The sequence below is a fragment of the Collinsella aerofaciens genome, from assembly GCF_015560135.1.
In the GTDB taxonomy this organism is placed as follows: Bacteria; Actinomycetota; Coriobacteriia; order Coriobacteriales; family Coriobacteriaceae; genus Collinsella; species Collinsella aerofaciens_AN.
The window spans coordinates 147762-171523 of the sequence record NZ_JADMRH010000002.1; the positions used below are offsets into that span (position 1 = coordinate 147762).

A 23762-nucleotide genomic window follows, 5' to 3' on the forward strand; every position below is an offset into this window, starting at 1 on the left:
CCCTTTGCGGCGGTTTTGACGTTTGCGCAGATAAAACCTACCAAAATAAACCTGTCCCTTTTTGGCAGGTTTTAGCTCAGCAGCATGCGGTCGTTGGCGAGCTCGCCTCCCGAGACCTCCTCGAACTTCTGCAGCAGGTCGGCTACGGTGAGCGACTTCTTCTCATCGCCCGCCACGTCGTAGATCACGTGGCCTTCGTGCATCATGATCAGACGGTTGCCCAGACGGATGGCGTCGTTCATGTTGTGCGTGACCATGAGCGTGGTCAGGTGGTTCTCGTCGACGATCTCCTCGGTCAGGTTAAGCACCTTAGAGGCCGTCTTGGGGTCGAGGGCAGCGGTGTGCTCGTCGAGCAGCAGCAGGCGCGGCCTGGTGAGCGTGGCCATCAGCAGGGTGAGTGCCTGGCGCTGGCCACCCGAGAGCAGGCCGACCTTGGCGTTGAGACGCGTGTCCAGACCAAGGTCCAGGCGCTTGAGCAGCTCGACGTACTCATCTTTCTCGGCCTTGGTGACGCCCCACGAAAGGCCGCGACGCTGGCCGCGACGCTTGGCGAGGGCCAGGTTCTCGGCGATCTGCATGTCGGCAGCGGTACCGCGCATGGGGTCCTGAAACACGCGGCCCAGGTACTTGGCGCGCTGCGACTCGCTCAGGCGCGAGATGTCGGTGCCGTCGAGCTCAATAACGCCCGAATCGAGCGGGTACACGCCGGCGATCATGTTGAGCAGCGTGGACTTGCCGGCGCCGTTGCCGCCGATCACGGTTACAAAGTCGCCGTCATTCAGGGTGAGGTCGACGCCGGTGAGCGCGCGCTTCTCGGTGACGGTGCCCTTGTTAAAGGTCTTCTTGACGTGCGAGAGCTTAAGCATCTGCCTCATCCCCCTTCGTGTAGGAGCTGCGGAGCTTATAGCGCTCCCAAACCACGGGCACGCACAGGGCCACAGCGACAATCACGGCGGAGAGCAGCTTCATGTCGTTGGCGTCCATGCCCAACTGCAGCACGATGGCGCGGATAAGGAAGTACACCACGGAGCCAAAGACGGCGGAGGCAAGACGGACGCTAAACTGCGTGAGGCCGCCGGGCAGCAGACGGCCGAGCACCTCGCCGATAACAATGGCGGCAAGACCGATAACGATGGCACCGGTGCCCATACCAATGTCGGCATACTTTTGGCTCTGGCAGATGAGCGCGCCCGAAAGGCCGATGAGGGCGTTGGAGAGCACGAGGGCGATCATCTTGGTGGAGTTGGTGTTGACGCCCAGAGCGCGGATCATGTACTCGTTGTTGCCGGTGGCTCGCAGCGCCGAGCCGATCTCGGTGCCAAAGAACCAATACAGGATGGCAACGATAGCCACGGCGAGCAGGATGCCCAAGATGATGGCAACGGTGGACTGCGGCAGACCGGTCATATTGCTGACGGCGGAGAACACGGTGCCCTTGGCAAGAATGGGCGTATTGGACTTGCCCATGATGCGCAGGTTGATGGACCACAGGCTGATCTGGGTGAGGATTCCGGCGAGGATCGCAGGAATCTCAAAGACGGTGGTCAAAATGCCCGTGACGGCGCCCGCGATGGCGCCGGCGCACATACCGGCCAGCACGGCGAACAGCGGGTCGACGTTGTTATTGACGATGAGCACAGCGCAGACGCAGCCGCCGAGGGCAAAGCTGCCGTCGCAGGTCATATCGGGAATGTCGAGCAGGCGGAACGTGATAAACACGCCAAGCACCATAATGCCCCAGAGGACGCCCTGCGAAACGGCGCCCTGCAATGCAATGAGCATGCTTCATACCTCCTAGGATAGGGTGGACACGTGATTCACCATAATAGCGGTAACAATGCATAGAAGAGTTACGGACAGACGTTTTGTTTTACCTGAAACAAGCAGGGCGGACGCCGGTCTACAGCGCCCGCCCCTGTGGCTCAGATATTGAATAACGCGGCTAAAGCGCGAGCACGGGCTCTAGACGCATGCCGCGTATGGCATTACGCGTCCAGGGCGGAAAGGTCGATGCTCAGGGCCTCGGCCATTTCGTCGTTCTTGACGACGACCAGGTCCTTGCTCGAGAGGTGCTTGATCGGCATATCCTCGGGCTTGGCCTCGCCCTTCAGGATCTTAACGGCCATCTCGCCCGCGGCGTAGCCCAGGTCCTCATAGTTGATGGAGAGGGTGAACAGGCCGCCGGCCATGCACATACCCTCCTCGCCAGTCACGAAGGGAAGCTTGTTTTCCTTGCAGATCTGGCCGACCTGCGAGGCACCCGCGGCGATGGTGTTGTCGGTGGGGGAGTACAGCGCGTCGACCTTGCCCACGGCAGACTCGACGACGGACTGAATCTCGTTGGAGCTCGAGACGGTGAAGTCAGTGTACTCGAGGCCCAGCTTGTCGAGCTCCTTCTTGGCGGCCTTGATCTGGACGTCGGAGTTGGACTCGGCGGTGCAGTAGAGCAGGCCGACCTTTTTAACGTCGGGCAGGACCTTCTGCATCATCTCGAGCTGCTCGGCGACCGGGGTGAGGTCGGAAGCGCCCGTGACGTTGGTGCCGGGCTTGTCGTTGTCCTGGACCAGGCCGGAGGCGGCGTAGTCGGTGATGGCGCAGCCCACGATGGGGATATCGGCCGTGGCGCCGGCGGCAGCCTGCGCGGCGGGCGTGGCGATGGCATAAATCAGGTTGACGTTGTCGCCCACAAACTTGTCGGCAATGGACTTACACGTGGACTGGTCGTTCTGGGCGTTCTTCTGGTCGATCTTGACCTTAAGGCCGCTCTCCTTGATGGCCTTGACAAAGCCGTCGTTGGCGGCATCGAGTGCGGAATGCTCGGTGAGTTGCAGAACGCCGATGGTGTAGTCGGAACCGGCGGCAGCAGAGCCGGAACCAGAGTTGCCGCCGCATCCGGCGAGCGGGGCGAGCGCGAGCAGGCCGGCGTAGACCAGAAGGCTCCTGCGACTGATGGTGATGTCCTTCATATCATTACTCCCAGTATAAAAATGGCTGGAAACACTGCACTGGGACAAAGTGCAAGTGGAACTATAGTAGCGCTGATGTCCATTTTTACAACAGCCTGGCGGGTTTTTTAATACAGAATCGGATGGGCGGTACGGGTAGTCGAATGGGCGGCGGAGGGTCTTATGCGGCGGAGGAGGCGTCGTCCTCCTCGTCGAGGGCGGCGAAGAGCTTCTTGCCGTCGAGGAGACGTGTGGTGACGTTTCTCATGCGGCCAATCTCTACGGTGCGCAGCGTGTCATCGGCACCTCGGGCGTCATAGACCGTTCCCAGCAAATACGAGATGCCATCGCGCTGCCTGATGGCAAAGGGGCGGAGTGTCATCCGTGCTACTTCGGTTTCGCCACGTGCCGTGACGCTCGAAATATCAAAACTCACCGTGGTTCCATGGTCGATGGCCTGCTCGACGAGCTCGCACGTGTCGATGCGCTTGATGGGCGTGCGTGTTGCCTTGGTAGCCTTGCTGCCTGCGCTCGGAACGGGTTCGGGTGTATCGAGGTAGCCGCGAACGTCGGCACTCGCCATGGCAACTAAGTGCTGCGCCATGCTCTTGCGGATAGCGATAGGCGTGGAGCGGTTGCGCATGACCATACCGTGGAGCCGGATGATCTCTTCATCGGTGAGCGGGCGGGTAAGAAGTTTGTAGCCCACGCCGCGTTTGTACTCAATTTCGTATCCGGCATGGCGAAGCGCGGAGATGGCGGTGTAGATGCTGCGCCGCGCCGCCGAGATGGGCATGCGGGCGGGGTCGTCGGGATGGGAGAGGCGCCGGATCAGCTCATCGGAAAGTATGGCCTTGTCTTCGCCGGTGTTTTCGCTCAAGAGCTGCAGGATGCGAACGGCGCGATAGGCTGCCATCGAGGCGGCACCTCTCGTCGTGGTGTCGTAGGTTTCAACAGCGGCTTCGGTCATCGTGCCCACGTCCTTTCCGTTTTGGGTGGCGACGGTATGGAGCCTAGGACGCGGGGCTTTCCCAGGGGCGCAGGGCGCTCTGGGCGGTCGGTAGTCGTCGGCAAACGGCGGGTTGAGTTTTCAACAGCCCTACTCAACTGACCAAAAACTTGCCAAAAGCTTGACGGATGCTGTTGAAAAAAAAGCGTCTCTCGACCGATGTCGAGAGACGCTTGTGCGATGAGCGTTGGCGTGTGGCGACGCGAGCTAGCGTCCGACGATTAGAAGTCGGCGTTGCCCACGGTGCGCGGGTGCGGCAGGACGTCGCGGATGTTGCCCACGCCGGTCAGATACATGACCAAGCGCTCGAAGCCCAGACCGTAGCCGGCGTGCTTGCAGGAACCGTAGCGGCGCAGGTCAAGGTAGTACTTGTACTGCTCGGGATTCATGCCCAGGTCCTTGATGCGGGCCTCGAGCAGATCCAGGCGCTCCTCGCGCTGGGAGCCGCCGATAATCTCGCCGATACCGGGAACCAGGCAGTCGGCGGCGGCGACGGTCTTGCCGTCCTCGTTCATGCGCATGTAGAATGCCTTGATCTCAGCCGGGTAGTCGGTCACGAAGGTCGGGCGCTTAAAGTGCTCCTCGGTCAGGAAGCGTTCGTGCTCGGTTTGCAGGTCGATGCCCCAGCTCACGGGGTAGTCGAACTTGTGGCCGTCGGCGACTGCCTGCTCCAGGATCTCGACGGCCTCGGTGTAGGTAACGCGGGCAAAGTCGGAGTTGGCGACATGGTCCAGGCGCTCGAGCAGACCCTTGTCCACAAACTTGTTGAGCATATTGAGCTCGTCGGGGCAGGTGGCCATAACGTCCTTAAGGACGTACTTGAGCATGGCCTCGGCGTTGTCCATGTAGTCGTTAAGGTCGGCAAAGGCCATCTCGGGCTCGATCATCCAAAACTCGGCGGCGTGGCGCGTGGTGTTGGAGTTCTCGGCACGGAAGGTGGGGCCAAAGGTGTACACGTCACCAAAGGCCATGGCAAAGTTCTCGGCATTGAGCTGGCCGGACACGGTGAGGCTTGCATGCTTGCCAAAGAAGTCCTGGCTCCAGTCGACCTCGCCGGACTCGGTGAGGGGCGGATTTTTGGGGTCGAGCGTGGTCACGCGGAACATCTCGCCGGCGCCCTCGCAGTCACTCGTGGTGATGATGGGGGTGTTGACGTAGACAAAGCCCTGCTCCTGGAAGAAGCGGTGGATGGCGGCAGCCGCGACAGAGCGAATGCGGAACACGGCGCGGAACAGGTTGGTGCGCGGGCGCAGGTGCTGCTGGGTGCGCAGGAACTCGACGGTTGCGCGCTTCTTCTGCAGCGGGTAATCCGGGGCGCTCGTGCCCTCGACCTCGATGGAAGTGGCAGAAAGCTCGAAAGGCTGGGGCGCATCGGGGGTCAGCTTGACGGTGCCGGTGCAAATGAGTGCGGCCGAGACGTTTTGATGGGCGATCTCGTCGTAGTTGTCGAGTGCCTCGCGGTTCATGACGACCTGCAGGTCGCGGAAGCAGCTGCCGTCGTTGAGCGTAACAAAGCCAAAGTTCTTCATGTCGCGGACGGACTTGACCCAGCCGGCGACGGTGACGGTTTGGCCGCCGAGCGACTCGGCATCGGCATAGAGCTGCGCGATTTTGGTGCGGTTCACGTATCCTCCCATAACGGTTGAATGATAGTTATCCATACAGTTCGATATTCTAGCAGCTCGGCTCATTTGAGCTATACAGATAAAGCATTGGCGGGATGGTTTTTCAAACGAAAAGCGCCCGCGGCCAAATGGTCGCGGGCGCTTGACGAGGTGCCTTTTGGCTGTGTGGCGTGGGGCCTGGCTACTTGGTCTTGGCAACCAGCAGCGGGTCGCCCAGCTTGACGAGCGGGTTGCCGCCGATAAGCGTTCCAGACTCGCCGACATGGTCGATGCTCTTAAGACGATCGAGCTCGGAGACGATGACGGTCACGATGTCCTCGTGACCAGCGGCCTTAATGGCCTCGCGGTCGAAGCTGATGAGCGGCTGGCCTGCCTTGACCACATCACCCATCTCGACAAAGCGGGCAAAACCCTTGCCGTTCATTTCCACGGTGCCCAGGCCAACATGGATGAACACGCGCAGGCCGTCCTCGGTGATCATGCCGATGGAGTGGTTGGTGACAGTGGTGGCACCGATGCGGCCGTTGGCGGGCGCATAGATGGTGCCGGTAATGGGCTCGATGCCATAGCCCTGGCCAAGCATGCCCGAGGCGATCGTCTCGTCGGGAACCTCGTTCAGGTTGACGAGCACGCCGTTGACGGGGGCATAGATGACGCCTTCGCGGGTAGCGAAGCTTGCTGCGGGCGGAACGGACGCCTCGCCGGTCGAGGTGAAGGTGGACTTAAGCGAATCGAGCAGACCCATAGTTGCCTCCAACTTAAATAGGCGCATATCGCGCGTTTGGTTTGCCGGAAACGTTTCACATGTGTTTCGCGGCTTGGTCAACGCCCCTATTCTACGCTGCTCAACGATACCTCTGAACTGGGATTATGTGATATATCAGTTGAAGGGAAACTTATTGCCGGAGTGTTTCTGCGCCACGGGTTCAAGTGGGGTACGCTTGAAGGCGAAAAATAAGGGCGCATAATTTGCGCGAAGGGAGCACATATGATTGTCGAGAACCATGCGCTGTGGGGCGAGGAGCCGACCGAGGATTATCCGGCGACGTTTACGTATTTGGGTGCCGAGCCGTTGCCCGATAAACCGAATGGCCGCCGCCCCGCGGTGATTATCTGTGGCGGAGGTGCGTTTACGCATATCGCTCCGCATGAGCAGGATCCTGTGGCGTTTGCGTTTTTGGATCACGGTTACCAGGCCTTTGTGCTCAACTATGTCACGAGTTCTACGGGTGACGTGAGCTTTCCGCACCCCCAGGCAGATCTTGCCAAGATGGTCGCCACGGTGCGCGCCAACGCCGACGAGTGGCATGTCGATCCTAAGCGCGTGTGCGTCGTGGGCTTTTCTGCTGGCGGCATGATTTGCGCTTCGCTGGCAACACAGTGGAAGACCGGCCCCTTTGCGGCACTTGCCGGGGCGCGTCCGGACGACATTCGTCCCGATGCCGTGGTGCTGGGCTATCCATTGCTCGACTTTGCCTATGTGCGCGACATGCAGACGCGCGATCCGCGCATTGACTTGCGTGTGCCCAAGACGGGCGGCAAGACGGGGCGCGATTTGCTCAACGACTACCTGTCGATGGTGACGGGCGGCGAGGCAACTGACGAGCATCTGGCCGACATCTGCCCCACCACGCATGTTTCGCGTCAGATGCCACCGACCTTTGTGTGGGGCGTGTCCGACGACAAGACGGCGCCGATCGCGCAGGTCTACCCGTTTGCGCAGCGCATGGCCGAGGAGGGCGTTGCATGCGAGATGCACGTCTTCGACCAGGGTGGTCACGGCCTTTCGCTCGGCAACGCCAACACCGCGGTCGACAACGAGGACAAGCAGGTGGCGGTCCGTCCCTGGATCCGCCTAGCCTTCCGCTTCCTGGAGCGCCATCTGTAAGAGTAAGAGGGCCAGCCCCATCCCGTCCCTCATAACTTGCGGTGAAATAGTTCCTGTTTTTGCTGGTTAAAGCCCCAAACAGGAACTATTCCACCGCAACTTTGTTTTGATCTGTTGGAGACGGAGGAAAATGGATCATTTTGTCGAGGGAGCGGGCGGCTGTTTCGGTCCTCGGGGAAACCGCGTCCCGTTTTGGGAGCAGATTCCGGGCCGCAGTTTCCCCGAGGGCCCCATTGGGAAATTGCATCCCAGTCTGAGCGCCGATTCCGGGCTGCAGTTTCCGCTAGATGCCTCAACCGGAAAGCCCATCCCGTTTAGGTGTTCCGGAGTGGGGTTCGGTTTCCGCAGCAGGCCTGTCTGGGAAGCGATGGCCCAGAATCCCCCTCGCACCGATCTGTCGATTGAACATCGTTGCATGTTCGCGCTATCATGCATGGTTACAATTGGTTAGCCATGGCAAACGGTTAGCCATGGTGAACATAAATACAACGCCCTGCGGGCGCCGGGGGAGGAACACGGACGTGAGGCTCGATACACTCGAGATTGGAAAGGACGCCGTCGTCGCATCGGTGACATCGGACGACCAGGCACTCCGACAGCATATTTTGGACATGGGTCTAACGCCGGGCACCGAAGTCACCATGATGAAGTACGCCCCCATGGGCGACCCGCTCGAGATTCGCCTGCGTGGCTACGAGTTGACGTTGCGCAAGGACGATGCCGCCCGCATCGAGCTCGTGGGTATTCACGACACCGATACGGGTCCGCGCGCTAACGCCGCAATCGGCACGACGGAGCATCCGGCACTTGGCGAGGGGACGTATTCGCCCCGCGCCGCGAAGACGGCCGTGCCCGAGGGCGCGCCACTGCATTTTGCCCTCGCCGGCAACCAAAACTGCGGCAAGACCACGCTGTTCAACCAGCTGACGGGTTCCAACCAGCACGTCGGTAACTTTCCCGGCGTGACGGTCGATCGCAAGGACGGCACTATTCGTAACCACCCCGAGGCGAGCGTTACCGACCTGCCCGGCATTTATTCGCTGTCTCCGTACACGGGCGAAGAAATCGTCAGCCGTCAATTCATCTTGGACGAAAACCCCGACGCCATCATCGATATCATCGACGCAACCAACATCGAGCGCAATCTGTACCTGACGTTGCAGCTTATGGAGCTTGACCGCCCCATGGTCATCGCGCTCAACATGATGGACGAGGTGACGGCCAACGGCGGCGCCGTAGACGTCAACCTGCTCGAGAGCCTGTTGGGCGTGCCTGTTGTCCCCATTAGCGCTGCCCGCAACGAGGGCATCGGCGAGCTGGTGGATCATGCCTTGCACGTGGCGCGGTTCCGCGAGCGCCCCGGTCGCCTGGACTTCTGTGCGCCCGACGGTCCGGACGGCGGTGCGCTGCATCGCTGCATCCACGGTATTGCTAACCTGATCGAGGACCATGCCGTGACGGCGCACATCCCGGTGCGCTTTGCGGCGACCAAGCTGGTCGAGGGCGATGAGCTGGTAACCGAGGCGCTTCACCTGGATCGCAATGAGCTCGACGCTATCGAGCACATCATTACCCAGATGGAGGGCGAGGCCGGCACCGACCGCCTATCTGCGCTGGCCGATATGCGTTTTAGCTTTATCGGCGACGTGTGCGGACGTTGCGTCGTCAAGCCGCACGAGAGCCGCGAGCACGTGCGCTCCGTCAAGATTGACCGCATCCTGACAGGTCGTTACACAGCCATTCCGGCGTTTTTGGTAATCATGGGCCTCGTCTTTTGGCTGACATTTGGCGTGATCGGCGCGGCGTTGCAGGGACTTATGGAGGACGGTATCGCTGCCGTCATCGCCTCGGCCGATGCAGGCCTCAAGGCGTTCGGCACCAACGACGTGGTGCGCTCGCTGGCTGTCGACGGCGTGCTTACGGGCGTGGGCAGTGTGCTGACCTTCCTGCCGATTATCGTCGTGCTCTTCTTGTCCCTCTCCATTCTGGAAGACTCCGGCTACATGGCACGCGTAGCCTTTGTCATGGATAAGGTGTTGCGTCGCTTTGGCCTGTCGGGCCGCAGCTTCGTGCCCATGCTCGTCGGTTTTGGCTGCACCGTGCCGGCTATCATGTCGACCCGTACGCTCCCATCCGAGCACGACCGCAAGATGACGGTCATGCTCACGCCGTTTATGAGCTGCTCAGCCAAGTTGCCGGTTTACGGCTTGCTGTGCGGGGCGTTTTTCCCGCAGGCGACGGTTCCTGCCATGGTCTCACTCTATCTGATCGGTATCGTGGTCGGCTGCATCGCGGCTTTGGTGCTCAACCGCACGGCATTTAAGGGCGACCCGGTGCCGTTTATCATGGAGCTCCCCAATTACCGCCTGCCGAGCGTCAAGACGACGGTGATGCTGGCATGGGATAAGGCCAAGGACTTTATTACCAAGGCTTTTACCATTATCTTTGCCGCTACCGTGGTCATCTGGTTCCTTCAGACGTTCGACATTCGCTTTAATGTGGTCGCCGATCAGTCGCAGAGTCTACTTGCCGGTCTGGGTAGCATCATCGCGCCGGTGCTGGCACCGCTCGGTTTTGGCGACTGGCGTGCATCGACGGCGCTCGTCACCGGACTTATTGCCAAAGAGAGCGTCATCTCGACGCTCACGGTGCTTTTGGGCGCAACCTCTCCCGCGGCACTGTCAGCCATGTTTTCGCCGTTTACCGCCTACGTGTTCTTGGTCTTTACGCTGCTGTACCCGCCCTGCGTGGCGTCCATCGGCGCCGTCAAGAGCGAGTTGGGCGCGCGCTATGCCGTGGCTGTATTCGCGTTTCAGGTGACGGTCGCCTGGATCGTGGCGTTTGTCGTGCATTCGGCGGGCATATTGCTGGGGTTGGCTTAGGGGCGCGTTGATGCTCCGCGCTTTTGGGCGAGCAACAATTCAACAAATATGAGCCAAAATACCGGTAATTGTCGGCCTGCGGGGACTGTCCTACGCTGCAGGTTGCCGTTCGCTGCCTATTTACTGCCGTTTACGGATTCGTAAATACTTGCAATCGTCGGTCGATTTAACCGCATTACGCGATGCCGATGCACATTTTTTGTGCCCCTTTCTACAATCACTTTGTGTCTATTGCCGAACATGTCTTCCGTTTCGCCTGTGTGGGGACGTGGGGTGCAATAGTCGTTTGTAGAGGCTCATTGAGGAGGGAATTGATGAAAGAAAAATTCCAATCGTTCGGAAAGGCAATGCTCGTTCCGATTACGCTCATTGCCATTTCCGGTCTCTTTTTAGGTATCGGTAGCGTTTTTACGACCGAACTGACCCTTGTGTCCCTTGGCGTTAATTGGGACTGGTATGCCGCTTCGCCGCTCTTTACGTTCTTCTCGGTATTTAAGGGTCTCGGCGAGGTAATCATTGGAAACCTCGGTGTTTTGTTTGCCGTCGGCTGCGCCTTCTCCTTGTCTCGCAAAGAGAAGGGCTGGGCTGCCTTTTCTGCCCTTGTCTGCTATCTCACCATGCTCAAGACGGTTGAGATTCTGCTTGGAGCAGCTGGCTTGGCTGCCGACAATACAACGGTGGAAGCTCTTCAGAAGGTCGGCCTTACGTCCATTCAGGCGAGTGAGCAGTCCGCACTCTACACTACCTCGCTCGGCTTTTTTGGCTACAGCTCTGGTGTCTTTGGCGGCATTATCGTGGGCTGCCTGGTCGCCTGGATCACCGGCCGTTTTTACAAGACCAAGCTTCCAACGGCGCTGGCGTTTTTTGCGGGCAGTCGAACGGTCCCCATTGTATCGCTGGTCGCCGGTGGCATCCTGGGCGGCATCATGTACTTCGTCTGGCCCGTCATCGGTGGATGCTTCTCGGGTATTGCGACGTTCGTGAAAGGCTCCGGTCTGGTCGGTACGTTTGTCTATCGCTGGGTGCTCGAGAGCCTTGTGCCGTTTGGCTTGCATCCGCTGCTCGAGACGCCCATGTATTGGACTGAGCTTGGCGGCTCCATGGTCGTCGATGGAACGCGCGTGGTGGGCAATAGCGCCATTCAGCTTGCACAGCTCGCTTCTCCCAGCAGTGACAAGCTCTTGGTTAGGGCCTTCATGGCTGGCTATGGCATTAACGATTACGCGTTGTTCCCGGGCATCGCCCTTGCTATGTGGTCTTGTGCCAAGCCCCAGAACCGCAAGAAGGTTGCTGGTCTTTTAATCCCCACAGTGATTTCGACTGTTTTCTTTGGCGTTACGGAGCCTATTCTCTTTACGTTCCTGTTTGCCGCCCCCTGGCTCTACTTTGGTGTTTACGCTCCGCTTTCCGGACTGGGTGAAGTTCTCTCGGAGGCAATGGGCGTTTCGGTGTACCAGGGAAATATCAAGGACCTGATCCCATTCTTATTCCGCCCCGAGAAGCTTAATCTGCTTCCGTACCTTATCCTGCTCCCCGCCTTTTTCCTGGCAGCTTTCCTCCTCTTCCGGTTCTTTATTACTAAGTTCGATATCAAGACGCCCGGTCGAGACGATGGTGACGATATTGAGTTGATCAACAGCAGAGCCGAGTTCGAGGCAAAGGCCGCTGAGGCAAAGGGCGAGTCTGATAGCACTCCCGAGAAGGCAGTCCAGGGCCGTGCGACCAAGGACAGCGCGCTTGCTGTTGGCATTGTCGAAGCGCTTGGTGGAGCCGATATCATTGATGATCTTGACAACTGCATCTCACGTCTTCGCGTGATTGTCAAGGATGGTTCTAAGGTTGCAGACGACGAGGTGTTCACCAAGAATCTTGAAGCTATGGGCGTTATCCGCCTGAGCGACAAGGCAATCCAGGTCATTTACGGTCCTCGTGTCGGCGAAGTCGCTTCTGAGGTGCACGAAGTTCTCGGTGACGAGTAAAACGCGCAAGTGGCTTTCAATTGCATAGCGCAATTCCAGGGCTTGGCTTCCTATCGCATGATTTAGGGGGCCAGGCCTTCTTGTTTTAGATTGTCAAGGCAGATACTCAATAGTTCTTCGAATGCGAGAATACAACTTCCGGTAAAGCAGTTAGGCTTAACGTTCTTAAGATCCATTGGGTGATCGTCATGTATCGTAAAGATCGCGTCTGCCGTCTTGGCGAGCTCGCTGTCTTCGTTGCCGGTAAACGCGAGGGTCGTAATGCCCGCGTCGTGGCATGCCCTTGCGGTTTCCAGGATGGCTTCTGTCTGGCCCGATTTGGATATGAGCATCATGCAGCTGAGCGTATTTCGGTTGGATTCGACAAACTGATCGGTTTCTAGGAAGTCCTGTATGACGGCCAAAAAGCCAAGTCCAACGAGCTTAGTCGCCATGTACTGCGCAACGATGCGTGAGAAGCCCTCTCCGTTTACTCCGATCATTCTGTTGCGATGCAGTGCGGCGATGAATACGTCTACATCTCCGGTGTGACATACGAAGTGGACGCTACTGTCTTTGAGTGATTGATTCATTTCGCGGGAGACATGCTGAAGGTGCTTGAGATCGTACATCATTTCGCGGTAGCCACGGTAGCCGAGCTTTTTCGAAAGCCTGATGACTGTCGTCATGCTGGTAAAGCATGCCATGGCGACGGGTTTTATGCCAATATCATCGAGGGTGTCGATATTGTTGAGTAGGTATTCGAGTACGCTTTGCTCGGTTTCGGATAGCTTTGCGGCTGAGTAGAGCTTGGAAATCTGCTTTTTATCAACCATCGGTGCTTCCTTCCCGCCGGACGTGTGTGGCCGCTTCCGTTGCGTAAATAATAACTCCTTGGGGAATTCCTTTCCCGCCTTGCAACCGGGGCGGGAAGCGGCCCTCCATGCTGGATACAATATCCAAACACAGGCGAACCATGCAATATTGAATGTGCTAATTGGGGGTTTCGATATGAAACTTACGGTCATAGGTGGCGGTGGCGTCCGCTCCATGTTTTTGGCAAAGAGCATAGCCCAGCAGGCGTCATCGCTTGGAATCGACGAACTTGTGTTTATGGACAATGATCCCGAGAAGCTGCGCATCTACGGTGGCCTTGCCGCCCATGTCTCGGGCATGCTTTGCCCCACGCTTAATTTTTCACTGACGGGCGATGCAGTCGAAGCCGTTAAGGACGCCGATTACGTGATCACGACGATTCGCGTCGGTGGGGACCATATGCGCGTTCGCGATGAGCGCATTGCTCTTTCGCATGGGGTTCTTGGCCAAGAGACGACTGGCGCAGCCGGCGTGTCTTTTGCCATGCGCTCCGTCCCTGCGCTTGCTTCGTATTGCGAGTTAATCAAGAAGTACGCAAAGCCGGACGTCAAGGTGTTTAACTTTACTAATCCCGCTGGCGTCGTATCTCAGGCCCTGCGCGATATGGGCTATGATTTTACTTATGGCATTTGCGATGCCCCCTCGGGCATGTTGCATCAGTTTGCCGAGTATAAAGGCGTTGATCCCGCATCGGTTCAGGGCGAGTGCTATGGACTCAACCACCTCTCGTTCTTCCGCAATGTGACGGTTGACGGCGAGGACATCATGTCCGACTTGATCCACGACGACGGGGCATATGCTCATACAGATCTTAGGTTCTTCGAGAAGGACCTCGTCCTAAATCGCGGATGCGTGCCAAATGAGTACCTATACTATTTCTACTATCGCGAGCGCGCCGTTGCCAACGTTCTCTCTTCGCCCCAGACGCGCGGCGAACTAATCGAAGAAATTAATCGAGAAATGACGAGCGAGCTTGCATCTATCGATATTGAGAACGACTTCGAAAAAGGCCTCGCGTGCTTTGAGAAGTGGTACGGAATGCGCGAAAACAACTACATGGCGGCCGAGACGGGTATTCATCGCGACAAGCCGTGGACGTTTGACGTGTACGGCAAAGATGCTGGCGGATACGCAGGTGTCGCGCTCCGCTTCATGGATATTGCTCGCTCTGGCAAGACGCAGCAGATGATCCTGTGCACCCCCAACAATGGCGCCATCCCCGGCCTTCTCGATACAGATGTCATTGAGTCAACGTGCGATATCTCCACCGATGGCTGCGTGCCGCATCGCGTCGAAGCCGATTCTGTGCCCGCGGGAAACCTCGAATTGATTCGTCGCGTCAAGTACTACGAGCGCACCGTGGCGCGTGGCATCGTTAACCGATCGAAGCGCGACATTGTCGAGAGCCTCGCGATGCACCCGCTCGTTAATTCGTACTCCTTGGCGAAAGATATCGCCGCGCAGTACTTTGAGCTTAACCGCGACTACATCGACGGCTGGACAGACTAGTCTGGACGTTAAAACTAGAAATTATGGATGGGCGGACCGGCGTTTATATTGGCGCCCGTTCGCCCTGCTTAGTAAGAAAACGGGTATAGAGTGAACTTGCGAGAGAACTTCAATGTCTTTCTGGAATCGGGCGATCGGGCGAAGGAATGCCGGAGTGGCTGCACGATGGCGTTATATATCCCCTTGTTTGTTATGAGCGCGCTTCAAATTGGTGTATCAAACGTTGCAACTGAGCTCGCCTATATCAATCCGTCCATTACGCTTATTTGCACTGTGGTCGCGGCCTTTTTAAACCTGCTTCTATCGAATGTGGCTTTTTCATTATTTGCCGTCGACCGGTCCAAAGAGACGGTGCAACCTGCTCGAACCCCTCCGGTTTATCTCTTGGCCTCGACGGTTCCCCTCCAGATTTCTGGGGCGCTGCTAATTTATTTGGTTCACTTGGTTTTATCGGCAATTGTAGTCTTTGCCTCGCTTGCGAGCAGTCAGCTCGGGGTGTTGTGCTCGCTTGTGGTGGCAGTAATCGTGACGCTTCTTTCCGCGTCGTTCGTATTCGTGTTAATTGAAGATGCGGACGTGGAGCAGAGGGGACTACGAGGCATTCGGTTTGCACCACGCTACATCATGCGTTCGGTCACGGTGCTTCGTTCCTCCTGGAGAGAAATCGCGCGTCCCGCAACGCTGCTGGTGGCATGGAACCTGGTTGCAAGTTGCGCTATCCAGGTTCTTGTTGGATGGGTAGTTTCGAGTGCAGCGCTGCCGTCGGCACTTTCAGTGACGGCGCTTGTGCATGAGGGACTTTATTATGGGGCGTTTGCTTATATGCTGCTTTTGCTAGTTCATTGTGCGGTTGCGAGTTGGCTCGAAATTGACGTGCTCATGGGGGTGTCCTTGTGCGTATCCGAGCAGGCGCGATAGCCCGAAGATGAAGCCGCGTTTTCGACATTGAGTTCCTGCGTACCTTGCTTTCTAAGCAGAATTGGCGCGCCGTCTGTTAACGATCGTTTTCCAGGAATTCTTTTGTTGCTCATTTTATAGACTTCTCATTGCTATAATCGCCCACCGCTCAAGATAATCGGAGAGGTTTTCCTATATGGCTCAAACAAAGCAAGACGGCATCACGCTCAGGCAGTGGCTCCCACTCGTCGGGCTCACCTGCTGTGCGTTCGTGTTCAACACGTCGGAGTTTATGCCCATCGGCCTTTTGGCTGATATCGCCGCGTCGTTCTCGCTCACCGAGGCCCAGGCGGGCATCATGATCTCGGTCTATGCCTGGGGCGTCATGCTGCTGTCGCTGCCGCTTATGGTGTTTGCCTCGCGCTTTGAGTTCAAGCGGATGCTGCTGGGCGTGCTGGCCGTGTTTTCGTTGGGCCAGTTTCTGTCCGCTGTGGCGCCGACCTATCCCATCCTGGTCTGCGCGCGCCTGGTGGTCGCTTGCGCACATGCCGTGTTCTGGTCAGTCGCCTCGATTATGGCCTCGCGCCTGGTCGACACTCGCCACGGCGCGCTCGCCATCAGCATGATCGCTACGGGCTCGTCCATCGCGCAGATCTTTGGCCTGCCTCTCGGTCGCGCCATTGGCTTGGCCGTGGGCTGGCGCATGACGTTTGCCGTGGTCGGGGGCCTCTCAGCCATCGCGGTCGTCTACCAGGTAGCGGTGTTCCCGGCCATGCCGGCGGGTGAGCGCTTTACCGTCAAACAGCTGCCCGAGCTGCTCAAGAACCCGCTCCTCATCGCGCTCTACGCAGTCACGGTCTTCATGGCGACCGGCTATTACGCAAGCTACAGCTATATCGAGCCCTTCCTGGCGCAGGTCGCGCACGTCGATGCGGGCGCCATTACCATGACGCTGACGGCGTTTGGCTGCTCTGGTTTGCTCGGAAGCTGGCTGTTTGGCCGCCTGTTCGATGGGCATCGCTTCCCGTTCTTGGCTATCACGCTCTCCGGCGTGCCGGTGGCCCTGCTGCTCATGGGTCCGGCCGCATCGTCACTCGCTGCGGTTCTCGCTGTGTGCGCACTGTGGGGTTGCTGCGCCACGGCCTTTAACGTGGCGTTCCAGGCCGAGCTCATCAAGCACACGCCGGCAGATTCGTCAGCCGTCGCCATGTCGATCTTCTCGGGCCTGTTTAACCTCGGTATTGGCACGGGCACCGCAATCGGCGGCGCCGTGGTTTCGGGTCCCGGTATCGCTTGGATCGGCTTCGCGGGCGGGGCGATTGCCGTCGTGGGCGTCATCCTCGCCATCACCGTGCTGTTTCCGGCCATCCGCCGCGCCAAGCCCGTCGCCTAATCACGTCCCCTCATCAGTTGCGGTGGAATAGTTCCTGTTTAAGGCTTCTGAAGGCCCAGACAGGAACTATTCCACCGCAACTTATTTTGGGGAAGGGGGGGTGCACGCCGGGCATACAATGGATGTCGTTGTGTTGAGCTTACCGGGAGGTTGCTATGTGGGTATACGAGACGACGTTCTATCAGATCTATCCGCTGGGCTTCTGCGGAGCTCCGCGCGAAAACGCCGCGCCCGTTGCCGAGGATGAGCTCGCCCAGGCTGCCAACGCCGCGCCCAACCCCGATGCGCCCATCATGAAAATCGCCCAATGGGCAGACTACCTGCAGGAACTCGGCGTTGGCGCTGTGCTCATCAACCCGCCGCTCGAGTCTGATAGCCACGGCTACGATACGCGCAGCCTGCGCCACATCGACCGCCGCCTGGGTGGGGACGCCGACTTTGCCGCCGTATGCGACACACTGCATGCCCACGGCATCCGCGTGGTGCTCGACGCCGTCTTCAACCACGTCGGTCGCGGCTTTTGGGCCTTCCGCGATGTGCAGGAGCGCAAGTGGGACTCGCCCTACAAGGATTGGTTCCACATCAGCTTTGACGGCGACTCGTGCTATGGCGACGGCTTTTGGTACGAGGGCTGGGAAGGCCATTTTGAGCTTGTGAAGCTCAACCTGCAAAACCCCGCCGTGGTCGATTACCTGCTCGAGTCCGTGCGCCGTTGGGCCGATGTCTTTGGCGTCGACGGTCTGCGCCTGGACGTCGCCTACATGCTCGACCGCGATTTCATGCGTCGTCTGCATAGCTTTGCCCGTGAGCTCAAGCCCGACTTTGCGCTCATCGGCGAGACGCTCCACGGCGACTACAACCAGATCGTCAACGACGAGATGCTCGATTCCTGCACCAACTACGAGTGTTACAAAGGCCTTTACTCCAGCTTTAATTCGGTCAACATGTTCGAGATCGCCCACTCGCTGCATCGCCAGTTTGGCGGCGATCCGTGGTGCATCTACCGCGGCAAGCACCTGCTGTCGTTTGTCGACAACCACGATGTGCCGCGCCTGGCGAGCATCCTTACCGACAAGTTCTGCCTGCGTCCCGCCTACGGCATGCTCTTTGGCATGCCGGGCATCCCGTGCGTCTACTACGGCAGCGAGTGGGGAATTGCTGGCGAAAAGGGCGGCCCCGATGGCGACTGGGCGCTGCGCCCTGCGCTCGATGAGCCTGCGCCCAACGAGCTGACGGCCTTCATCACGCAGCTCACGCACCTTCGCTCGGCCGACGACGCGGCCGCCCGTGCTCTCAACTACGGTGCCTATCGCAACGTGGTGATCCAGAACAAGCAGCTGCTGTTCGAGCGCGCCTGCGATGACGCGACGGTGCTCGTGGCGGTCAACGCCGTGAACGAGCCCTATACCTTTGGAGCCGGCGAGCTCAACGGCTCCTTCGTCGACCTGCTTGCCGACGATGCGCCCACGGTCGAGCTGACGGGTGCCCTTGAGCTTGCGCCCTACGAGGTGCGTTATCTGCTGAGGGCCTAGGCCATGGCTGCGTCCGACGAGGGCTATCAACATATTGAGCATGGGTTTGAGCCCGTGTTCGACCAGCGCTCGCGCGTTTTGGTGCTTGGGTCGTTTCCCTCGGTGCTTTCGCGCGCCAATGCCTTTTATTACGGCAACCCCCAGAACCGCTTTTGGCGCGTGATGGCTGCGTGCCTCGGTGTGCCCGTGCCGCCCAACGAGGGCGACCCTTTGGCAGGCAGCGAGCCTGCGACGCTCGACGCCTCGATTGCCGCCAAGCGCTCCATGCTGCTTAACAGCGGCGTAGCCCTGTGGGATGTGATCGAGAGCTGCGACATTAAGGGTTCGAGTGACGCCAGCATCAAAAACGTCGTTCCGGCGCATGTCGAGCGCATTGCCGGCGCAGCTCCTATCGAGGTCGTTGTCTGTAACGGCGGCACGGCAGGCCGGCTCTACAAGCGCTATCTACAAGAGCGCACCGGGCTGCCGGCCATCGTTCTGCCGTCGACAAGTCCCGCCAATGCGGCATGGCGCCTGGAACGCCTTGTAGAGCGCTGGCGTGAGGCCGTTGATTGGGGCGCGCTGTAATTTAGATATCTGATTGGGCGCGGGTGCCGAGGCGTTTCATGATGGCATGCCAGATCGGTGCGGGCAGCGCGGGCTTGGCGCGCACCATGCCGTCGGCATCGACGCTTTCGGCATTGCCACCGCCAAGCAGCTGCGCATGCTCAATGGAGCAGCCCATGCGCACAGCGCCCACAAGCTTATCCATCGCTTCCGAAAAAGGCCGGCGTAAGAGACCCATGCGTGGGGAATGGCGAAGCGCTGCGATGCCGCTGCCGGCACAGATGACAACACCGTCACACCATGGTAGGTCACGTAGAATACATGCCCGGTATAGGCGGTCGAGGACTTCGTCCGCCTGCTTGTTGTTTTTGGACGCGGCCTGGACGACGACATAGATGCGTGTCTCTGTATTTCCAAAGCGATTGAGTATCTCCTCGACAGCGATCATAGCCTCATCGTCAAATGCATCATCAACAGCGAGCACCATGCCATCGACTACACCGGCGTCATCCGCCTCCAAGTCAACCGGGCGGGGGAGCGCGGTGCCAGAAAGCTGAGCATAGGCGGCGATGGCATCCTGCAGGTCCCAGAGCAAAAACTCAAGATCGGCGCTATTGGGAATGCTGATATACGCAATGGTTTGCAACGTTTTTGGTACATCGCCGCGTGCGGTCGTCTCCATGCCGCCTCCTTTCCGGTTGGTTTCCGTTTAGGTTACACCGTCTGGTGGCGCTCCGCCGCGCTATCCTAGTGCAACCCTTACGAAAGGAACGCCATGCGACTGCTCATGAATACCTCGCTTGCCACGCTCAAGCCCTCCGGTATCCGCCGAATCAACGCGCTCGCCGTCCAGCACCCGGGGTGCATCGCGCTTGCGCTTGGCGAGCCCGATTTTCCCACGCCCGATGTGATTAGCGCCGAGGTGACCGCCGCACTGGACCGCGGTGACACGCACTATCCGCCCAACAACGGTCGCCCCGCCCTGCGTGAGGCACTGTCCAAATATATGGATGACGCGGGCCTGGCGTTTTCCGCCGATGAGGTCATCCTGACCGACGGTGCGACCGAGGCACTGTCGGCAACATTCATGGCTATGCTCAACCCCGGCGACGAGGTCATTATCCCCACGCCGGCCTTTGGCCTGTACGAGAGCATCGTCGTGGCCAATCACGCCAAAGCGGTCTTTTTGGATACGGAGCCTGCGCAATTCCAGATTGACGAGGACGCACTTCGTACTTGCGTGACGCCGGCGACCAAGGCCATCGTCATCTGCTCGCCCAACAATCCTACGGGTTGCATCCTCAACACGGCGTCACTCGACGCCGTGGCGCGCGTGGCAGAGCAGGCGGGCATCTACGTGGTCTGCGACGACGTATACAACCGCCTGGTTTATGTGGATGGCTACGAGCGCTTTGCCCAGCGCCACCCGGAGCTGCGTGAGCAGACGGTAGTCATCGAGAGCTTCTCCAAGCCCTGGGCCATGACCGGCTGGCGCTTGGGCTGGCTCGCAGCCGCAGCCCCCGTCATCGCCGAGATCGCAAAAGCTCACCAATACTTAGTATCGAGTGCCGTCTCCTTCGAAATGGACGCCGCAGCTCGAGCCCTGACCGTCGACCCCACCCCCATGCTCGAAGTCTACCGAACCCGTCGCAAACGCGTGCTCGCAGCCTTAGACGCCATGGGCCTCGACGTAGTTGAACCGGCGGGAGCCTTCTACGCCTTCCCGAGCATCAAAAAGTTCGACCTAACCAGCGAAGACTTCTGCATCAAAGCCATCAAAGAGGCAAACGTAGCCCTAGTCCCAGGCGACTGCTTCGGCACCGAAGGCCACGTCCGCCTCAGCTACTGCGTCTCCGACCAAGATTTGGACGAAGGCCTCCGCCGCCTGTCCACCTTCATTTCAACCTTGTAGCCCTCAGGGATGCAACACATCAGCCCACCGACTTAAGGCTTATGAGTGGGGGCGTCGGCCAACGGGAAACCGGGCTGCCCCAAAGTCACCGCAGGCCGCGCCGCCGAAGGCCAGGCGCAAGGTTTTCGTAGATTCCGCACGAGCCGAAGAGCACTTAATGTGCTCTTCGTGCGAGCCCAGGACCTGACCGAGCGAAAACCTTGCGCCTGGCCTTCGGCGGCGCGGCCGGATGGTGGAATTGTGTGCAGCCCGGTTTCCCGTTGACCGACGCCGGGGTCCCCGCCATAATACTTTCGGTTCACGCACGAATCCGCTGCCAGAGACAGCCGGCGCAACCGGGCATCGCCCGCGAGCTTAATGGGACTTCCCGCCAGCCGAGGTGGTCGAGTAGATATGTCTTCTCGCCCCCGTCGCTCATGCAGCGCGGGGGCTTTCTTTTTGGACATGCCCCCGTCACGTCCTTGTGGCGGACCGTGCCCGGAAAGAATTCGAGGAGGTGTAATTCATGCCCCAGCAGTACAAAATCGACAAGGTTGCAGAGATCGAGTCCCGTATCGCCGAGAACGCCGGTCTGTTCGTCGTCAACTACAACGGTCTGACGGTTAAGCAGGCTCAGGAGCTGCGTCATCAGCTTCGCGAGTGCGGCGCCGAGATGAAGGTCTACAAGAACAACCTGGTCAAGATCGCTCTCAAGAACCAGGAGCAGCCCGAGCTCGACGAGATCCTCGCCGGCCCCGTCGCTTATGTGTTCTACGAGACCGAGCCGGTCGAGGCCGCTAAGACCCTTAAGGACTTCTCCGCTAAGTCCAAGGGCGTCCTTGAGATCAAGGGCGGTATCTCCGACGGCAAGGCCGTTTCCGCTGATGATGTTAAGGCTATCGCCGAGCTGCCCACCAAGGATCAGCTTCTCGGCCAGATCGCCGGTCTCATCTCCGGTTTCGCTCGCGACATCGCTGTCTGCGTCAACGGCGTTTCCTCTGGTCTCGCTCGTTCGATCCAGCAGGTCTCCGAGCAGAAGGCAGCCTAGTTGCTGTTTTCACCCGCGGCGGCAACGCCGCACCCCTGGCGCATTCGCGTCGTGTTTTAACTGATCTCCGTGCACAGACACGGAAACCGAAAGGACTTAGAAATGGCTAAGCTTACCACCGATGAGATCATCGATGCTCTTAAGGAAATGACCCTTCTCGAGGCTTCCGAGCTCGTCAAGGCTATCGAGGACACCTTCGGCGTTTCCGCCGCTGCTCCTGCCGCTGTTGTCGCCGCTCCCGCTGCTGGCGCTGCTGAGGCCGAGGAGAAGACCGAGTTTGACGTCGTGCTCGAGGGCTTCGGCGACAACAAGATCCAGGTCATCAAGGCCGTCCGTGAGCTCACCAACCTTGGCCTGAAGGAGGCCAAGGAGGTCGTCGAGGGCGCTCCCAAGGCTGTTCTCGAGGGTGCCAAGAAGGAGGACGCCGAGGCTGCCAAGGAGAAGCTCGAGGCTGCTGGCGCTGCTGTCACTCTCAAGTAATCAGGCTTTCTCGCCAGATTTCTTTGCAGACGGGGTTCGCATTGCGAGCCCCGTCTTTTTTGTTTTTCGGTCCCTCGACATCGGTAGCTCAAACTGCCATGTTCTGTGATTTGCGTCGTATCGGGTGCCCTACCGTTGGGCAATAAAATTGCACCATTCGAGCAATAATTTGCGTTGACCTGCTGAAGAATTGTCTCTGCCTTGTAGCGACATATAGTTCCAGCGGTAAGATGCTTGGGTATCGCAATTTGGTCTGCGGCTGTGTGCCGCACGCATGGGGCGCTTTTGCGCCTGCGAAAGGATCTTTGAATAACATGAAGGCAATCATCCCCGCCGCCGGTCTTGGCACGCGTTTTCTGCCTGGCACCAAGTGCACGCCCAAAGAGATGCTGCCGGTGCTCGACAAGCCCGTCATTCAGTACGTCGTCGAGGAGGCGCTCGACCCCGAGGAAGTCGACGATGCTATCATCGTTACTTCTCCCGGTAAGCCCGAGCTACTGAACTACTTCCAGCCCGATCGCTCGCTCGAGAACCTGCTGCGCGAGCGCGGCAAGAACGCCTATGCCGACGCCGTCGCCCACGCTGGCGGTATGCCGGTCGACTTCCGTTATCAGTACGAGCCCAAGGGCCTCGGCCATGCTATTCGCTCTGCTGCCGACGCCGTGGCAGGGGAGAACTTCCTGGTTCTTCTGGGCGACTACGTTGTGCCTAATCGCGACATCTGCGACAAGATGCTCGCCGTTTCCAAGGAGCACGGTGGAGCTTCGGTTATCGCCGTCGCTGCTTGCTCGCCCGAGGAAGTCAGCCGCTACGGCGTTATCGCCGGCGAGCGCGTCGGTTCGCTCGAGGGCGCCGAGGACGTTGCCGATGCAGAGCCGGGCGCTGTCTGGCGTATCGGCGGTCTGGTCGAGAAACCCGCTCCCGAGGCGGCTCCGTCCAACCTGTACATCGTCGGTCGCTACCTGCTGAGCCCGCTGGTCATGGACCTGCTGGCAGATCAGCAGGCCGGCAAGGGCGGCGAGATCCAGCTCACCGACGCCATGGCCCGTTCGCTCGACCGTGAGGCCATGTATGCCGTCGTCATCGACCCGCTGTCGGGCTACGACACCGGCACTCCCTCTGGCTGGATGGCCACCAACGCCCTCATGGCTGCAAGCGATCCCCGCTTTGCCGATGCCTTCTGGGACGCCATCGACGAGCGCGGCGGATTGATGCGCAAGTAAGCCTTCGGACATCGACATTTACGGGCGCGGACCTCGGTTCGCGCCCGTTTTTTATAAGAG

20 protein-coding genes are annotated in these 23762 nt (G+C 59.2%); 12 read left to right on the top strand and 8 right to left on the bottom strand.

The features are described 5' to 3' along the window. Window positions 1-71: 71 nt before the first annotated feature. The 6 genes from I2H19_RS01655 to I2H19_RS01680 all read right to left on the bottom strand — a co-directional run bounded on the left by I2H19_RS01655 (window position 72) and on the right by I2H19_RS01680 (window position 6324). A complete protein-coding gene (locus tag I2H19_RS01655) occupies window positions 72-866 on the bottom strand; it encodes an ABC transporter ATP-binding protein (protein ID WP_055250279.1) in 795 nt (264 codons plus the stop codon). Then, a complete protein-coding gene (locus I2H19_RS01660) occupies window positions 859-1782 on the bottom strand; it encodes an ABC transporter permease (RefSeq protein WP_055309412.1) in 924 nt (307 codons plus the stop codon). Before I2H19_RS01660 ends, I2H19_RS01655 begins: the two co-directional genes overlap by 8 nt. A gap of 203 nt (window positions 1783-1985) precedes the next feature. Next, window positions 1986-2966: an ABC transporter substrate-binding protein gene (locus tag I2H19_RS01665; protein ID WP_195620889.1), complete on the bottom strand. Its 981-nt coding sequence runs from the start codon at window positions 2964-2966 to the stop codon at window positions 1986-1988. 160 nt (window positions 2967-3126) lie between these two features. After that, window positions 3127-3915, bottom strand: coding sequence for a hypothetical protein (locus tag I2H19_RS01670; protein ID WP_195568935.1), 789 nt, complete (start codon window positions 3913-3915; stop codon window positions 3127-3129). A gap of 260 nt (window positions 3916-4175) precedes the next feature. Beyond that, complete coding sequence (asnS, locus tag I2H19_RS01675) at window positions 4176-5579, bottom strand: asparagine--tRNA ligase (protein WP_271745414.1); 1404 nt, start codon at window positions 5577-5579, stop codon at window positions 4176-4178. A 181-nt stretch (window positions 5580-5760) separates the two neighbouring features. After that, a complete protein-coding gene (locus I2H19_RS01680) occupies window positions 5761-6324 on the bottom strand; it encodes a PTS sugar transporter subunit IIA (RefSeq protein WP_040359007.1) in 564 nt (187 codons plus the stop codon). A gap of 243 nt (window positions 6325-6567) precedes the next feature. Between I2H19_RS01680 and I2H19_RS01685 the strand changes: the two genes are divergently transcribed. From I2H19_RS01685 to I2H19_RS01695, 3 genes are all read left to right on the top strand, one after another. Next, on the top strand, window positions 6568-7467 hold the full coding sequence (locus I2H19_RS01685; protein WP_195232357.1) for an alpha/beta hydrolase: 900 nt from the start codon (window positions 6568-6570) through the stop codon (window positions 7465-7467). 470 nt (window positions 7468-7937) lie between these two features. Then, entirely contained in the window at window positions 7938-10349 is a 2412-nt protein-coding gene (gene feoB, locus I2H19_RS01690) for a ferrous iron transport protein B (protein ID WP_195620890.1), read from the top strand. A 314-nt stretch (window positions 10350-10663) separates the two neighbouring features. Further along, the gene (locus tag I2H19_RS01695) at window positions 10664-12328 is read left to right on the top strand and encodes a PTS transporter subunit EIIC (RefSeq protein WP_195620891.1); all 1665 of its coding nucleotides are present in this window, start codon (window positions 10664-10666) and stop codon (window positions 12326-12328) included. A gap of 62 nt (window positions 12329-12390) precedes the next feature. Here the strand turns inward: I2H19_RS01695 and I2H19_RS01700 are convergent, their stop codons facing one another. Further along, on the bottom strand, window positions 12391-13143 hold the full coding sequence (locus tag I2H19_RS01700) for a MurR/RpiR family transcriptional regulator (protein WP_158550125.1): 753 nt from the start codon (window positions 13141-13143) through the stop codon (window positions 12391-12393). Window positions 13144-13318: 175 nt separating this feature from the next. Between I2H19_RS01700 and I2H19_RS01705 the strand changes: the two genes are divergently transcribed. The 5 genes from I2H19_RS01705 (at window position 13319) to I2H19_RS01725 (ending at window position 19081) form a co-directional block, all read left to right on the top strand. Beyond that, a complete protein-coding gene (locus I2H19_RS01705) occupies window positions 13319-14692 on the top strand; it encodes a family 4 glycosyl hydrolase (protein ID WP_117646072.1) in 1374 nt (457 codons plus the stop codon). 96 nt (window positions 14693-14788) lie between these two features. Next, the gene (locus tag I2H19_RS01710; RefSeq protein WP_195919894.1) at window positions 14789-15610 is read left to right on the top strand and encodes a hypothetical protein; all 822 of its coding nucleotides are present in this window, start codon (window positions 14789-14791) and stop codon (window positions 15608-15610) included. Window positions 15611-15785: 175 nt separating this feature from the next. Then, window positions 15786-16982, top strand: coding sequence for an MFS transporter (locus I2H19_RS01715; RefSeq protein WP_195620893.1), 1197 nt, complete (start codon window positions 15786-15788; stop codon window positions 16980-16982). Window positions 16983-17137: 155 nt separating this feature from the next. Next, a complete protein-coding gene (locus I2H19_RS01720; RefSeq protein ID WP_195620894.1) occupies window positions 17138-18514 on the top strand; it encodes an alpha-amylase family glycosyl hydrolase in 1377 nt (458 codons plus the stop codon). 3 nt (window positions 18515-18517) lie between these two features. Further along, on the top strand, window positions 18518-19081 hold the full coding sequence (locus I2H19_RS01725) for a uracil-DNA glycosylase family protein (protein ID WP_195620895.1): 564 nt from the start codon (window positions 18518-18520) through the stop codon (window positions 19079-19081). Between the two features lies 1 nt (window position 19082). Here the strand turns inward: I2H19_RS01725 and I2H19_RS01730 are convergent, their stop codons facing one another. Continuing rightward, window positions 19083-19742, bottom strand: coding sequence for a hypothetical protein (locus I2H19_RS01730; protein ID WP_195620897.1), 660 nt, complete (start codon window positions 19740-19742; stop codon window positions 19083-19085). 93 nt (window positions 19743-19835) lie between these two features. On the opposite strand from I2H19_RS01730, the gene I2H19_RS01735 reads away from it, so the two are divergent. The 4 genes from I2H19_RS01735 to I2H19_RS01750 all read left to right on the top strand — a co-directional run bounded on the left by I2H19_RS01735 (window position 19836) and on the right by I2H19_RS01750 (window position 23702). Then, window positions 19836-20972, top strand: coding sequence for a pyridoxal phosphate-dependent aminotransferase (locus I2H19_RS01735; protein ID WP_195620902.1), 1137 nt, complete (start codon window positions 19836-19838; stop codon window positions 20970-20972). 505 nt (window positions 20973-21477) lie between these two features. Next, window positions 21478-21999, top strand: coding sequence for a 50S ribosomal protein L10 (gene rplJ / locus I2H19_RS01740; protein ID WP_117646079.1), 522 nt, complete (start codon window positions 21478-21480; stop codon window positions 21997-21999). A gap of 102 nt (window positions 22000-22101) precedes the next feature. Then, complete coding sequence (gene rplL / locus I2H19_RS01745) at window positions 22102-22479, top strand: 50S ribosomal protein L7/L12 (RefSeq protein ID WP_006235005.1); 378 nt, start codon at window positions 22102-22104, stop codon at window positions 22477-22479. Window positions 22480-22793: 314 nt separating this feature from the next. Then, a complete protein-coding gene (locus I2H19_RS01750; RefSeq protein ID WP_055250255.1) occupies window positions 22794-23702 on the top strand; it encodes a UTP--glucose-1-phosphate uridylyltransferase in 909 nt (302 codons plus the stop codon). Window positions 23703-23762 lie beyond the last annotated feature (60 nt).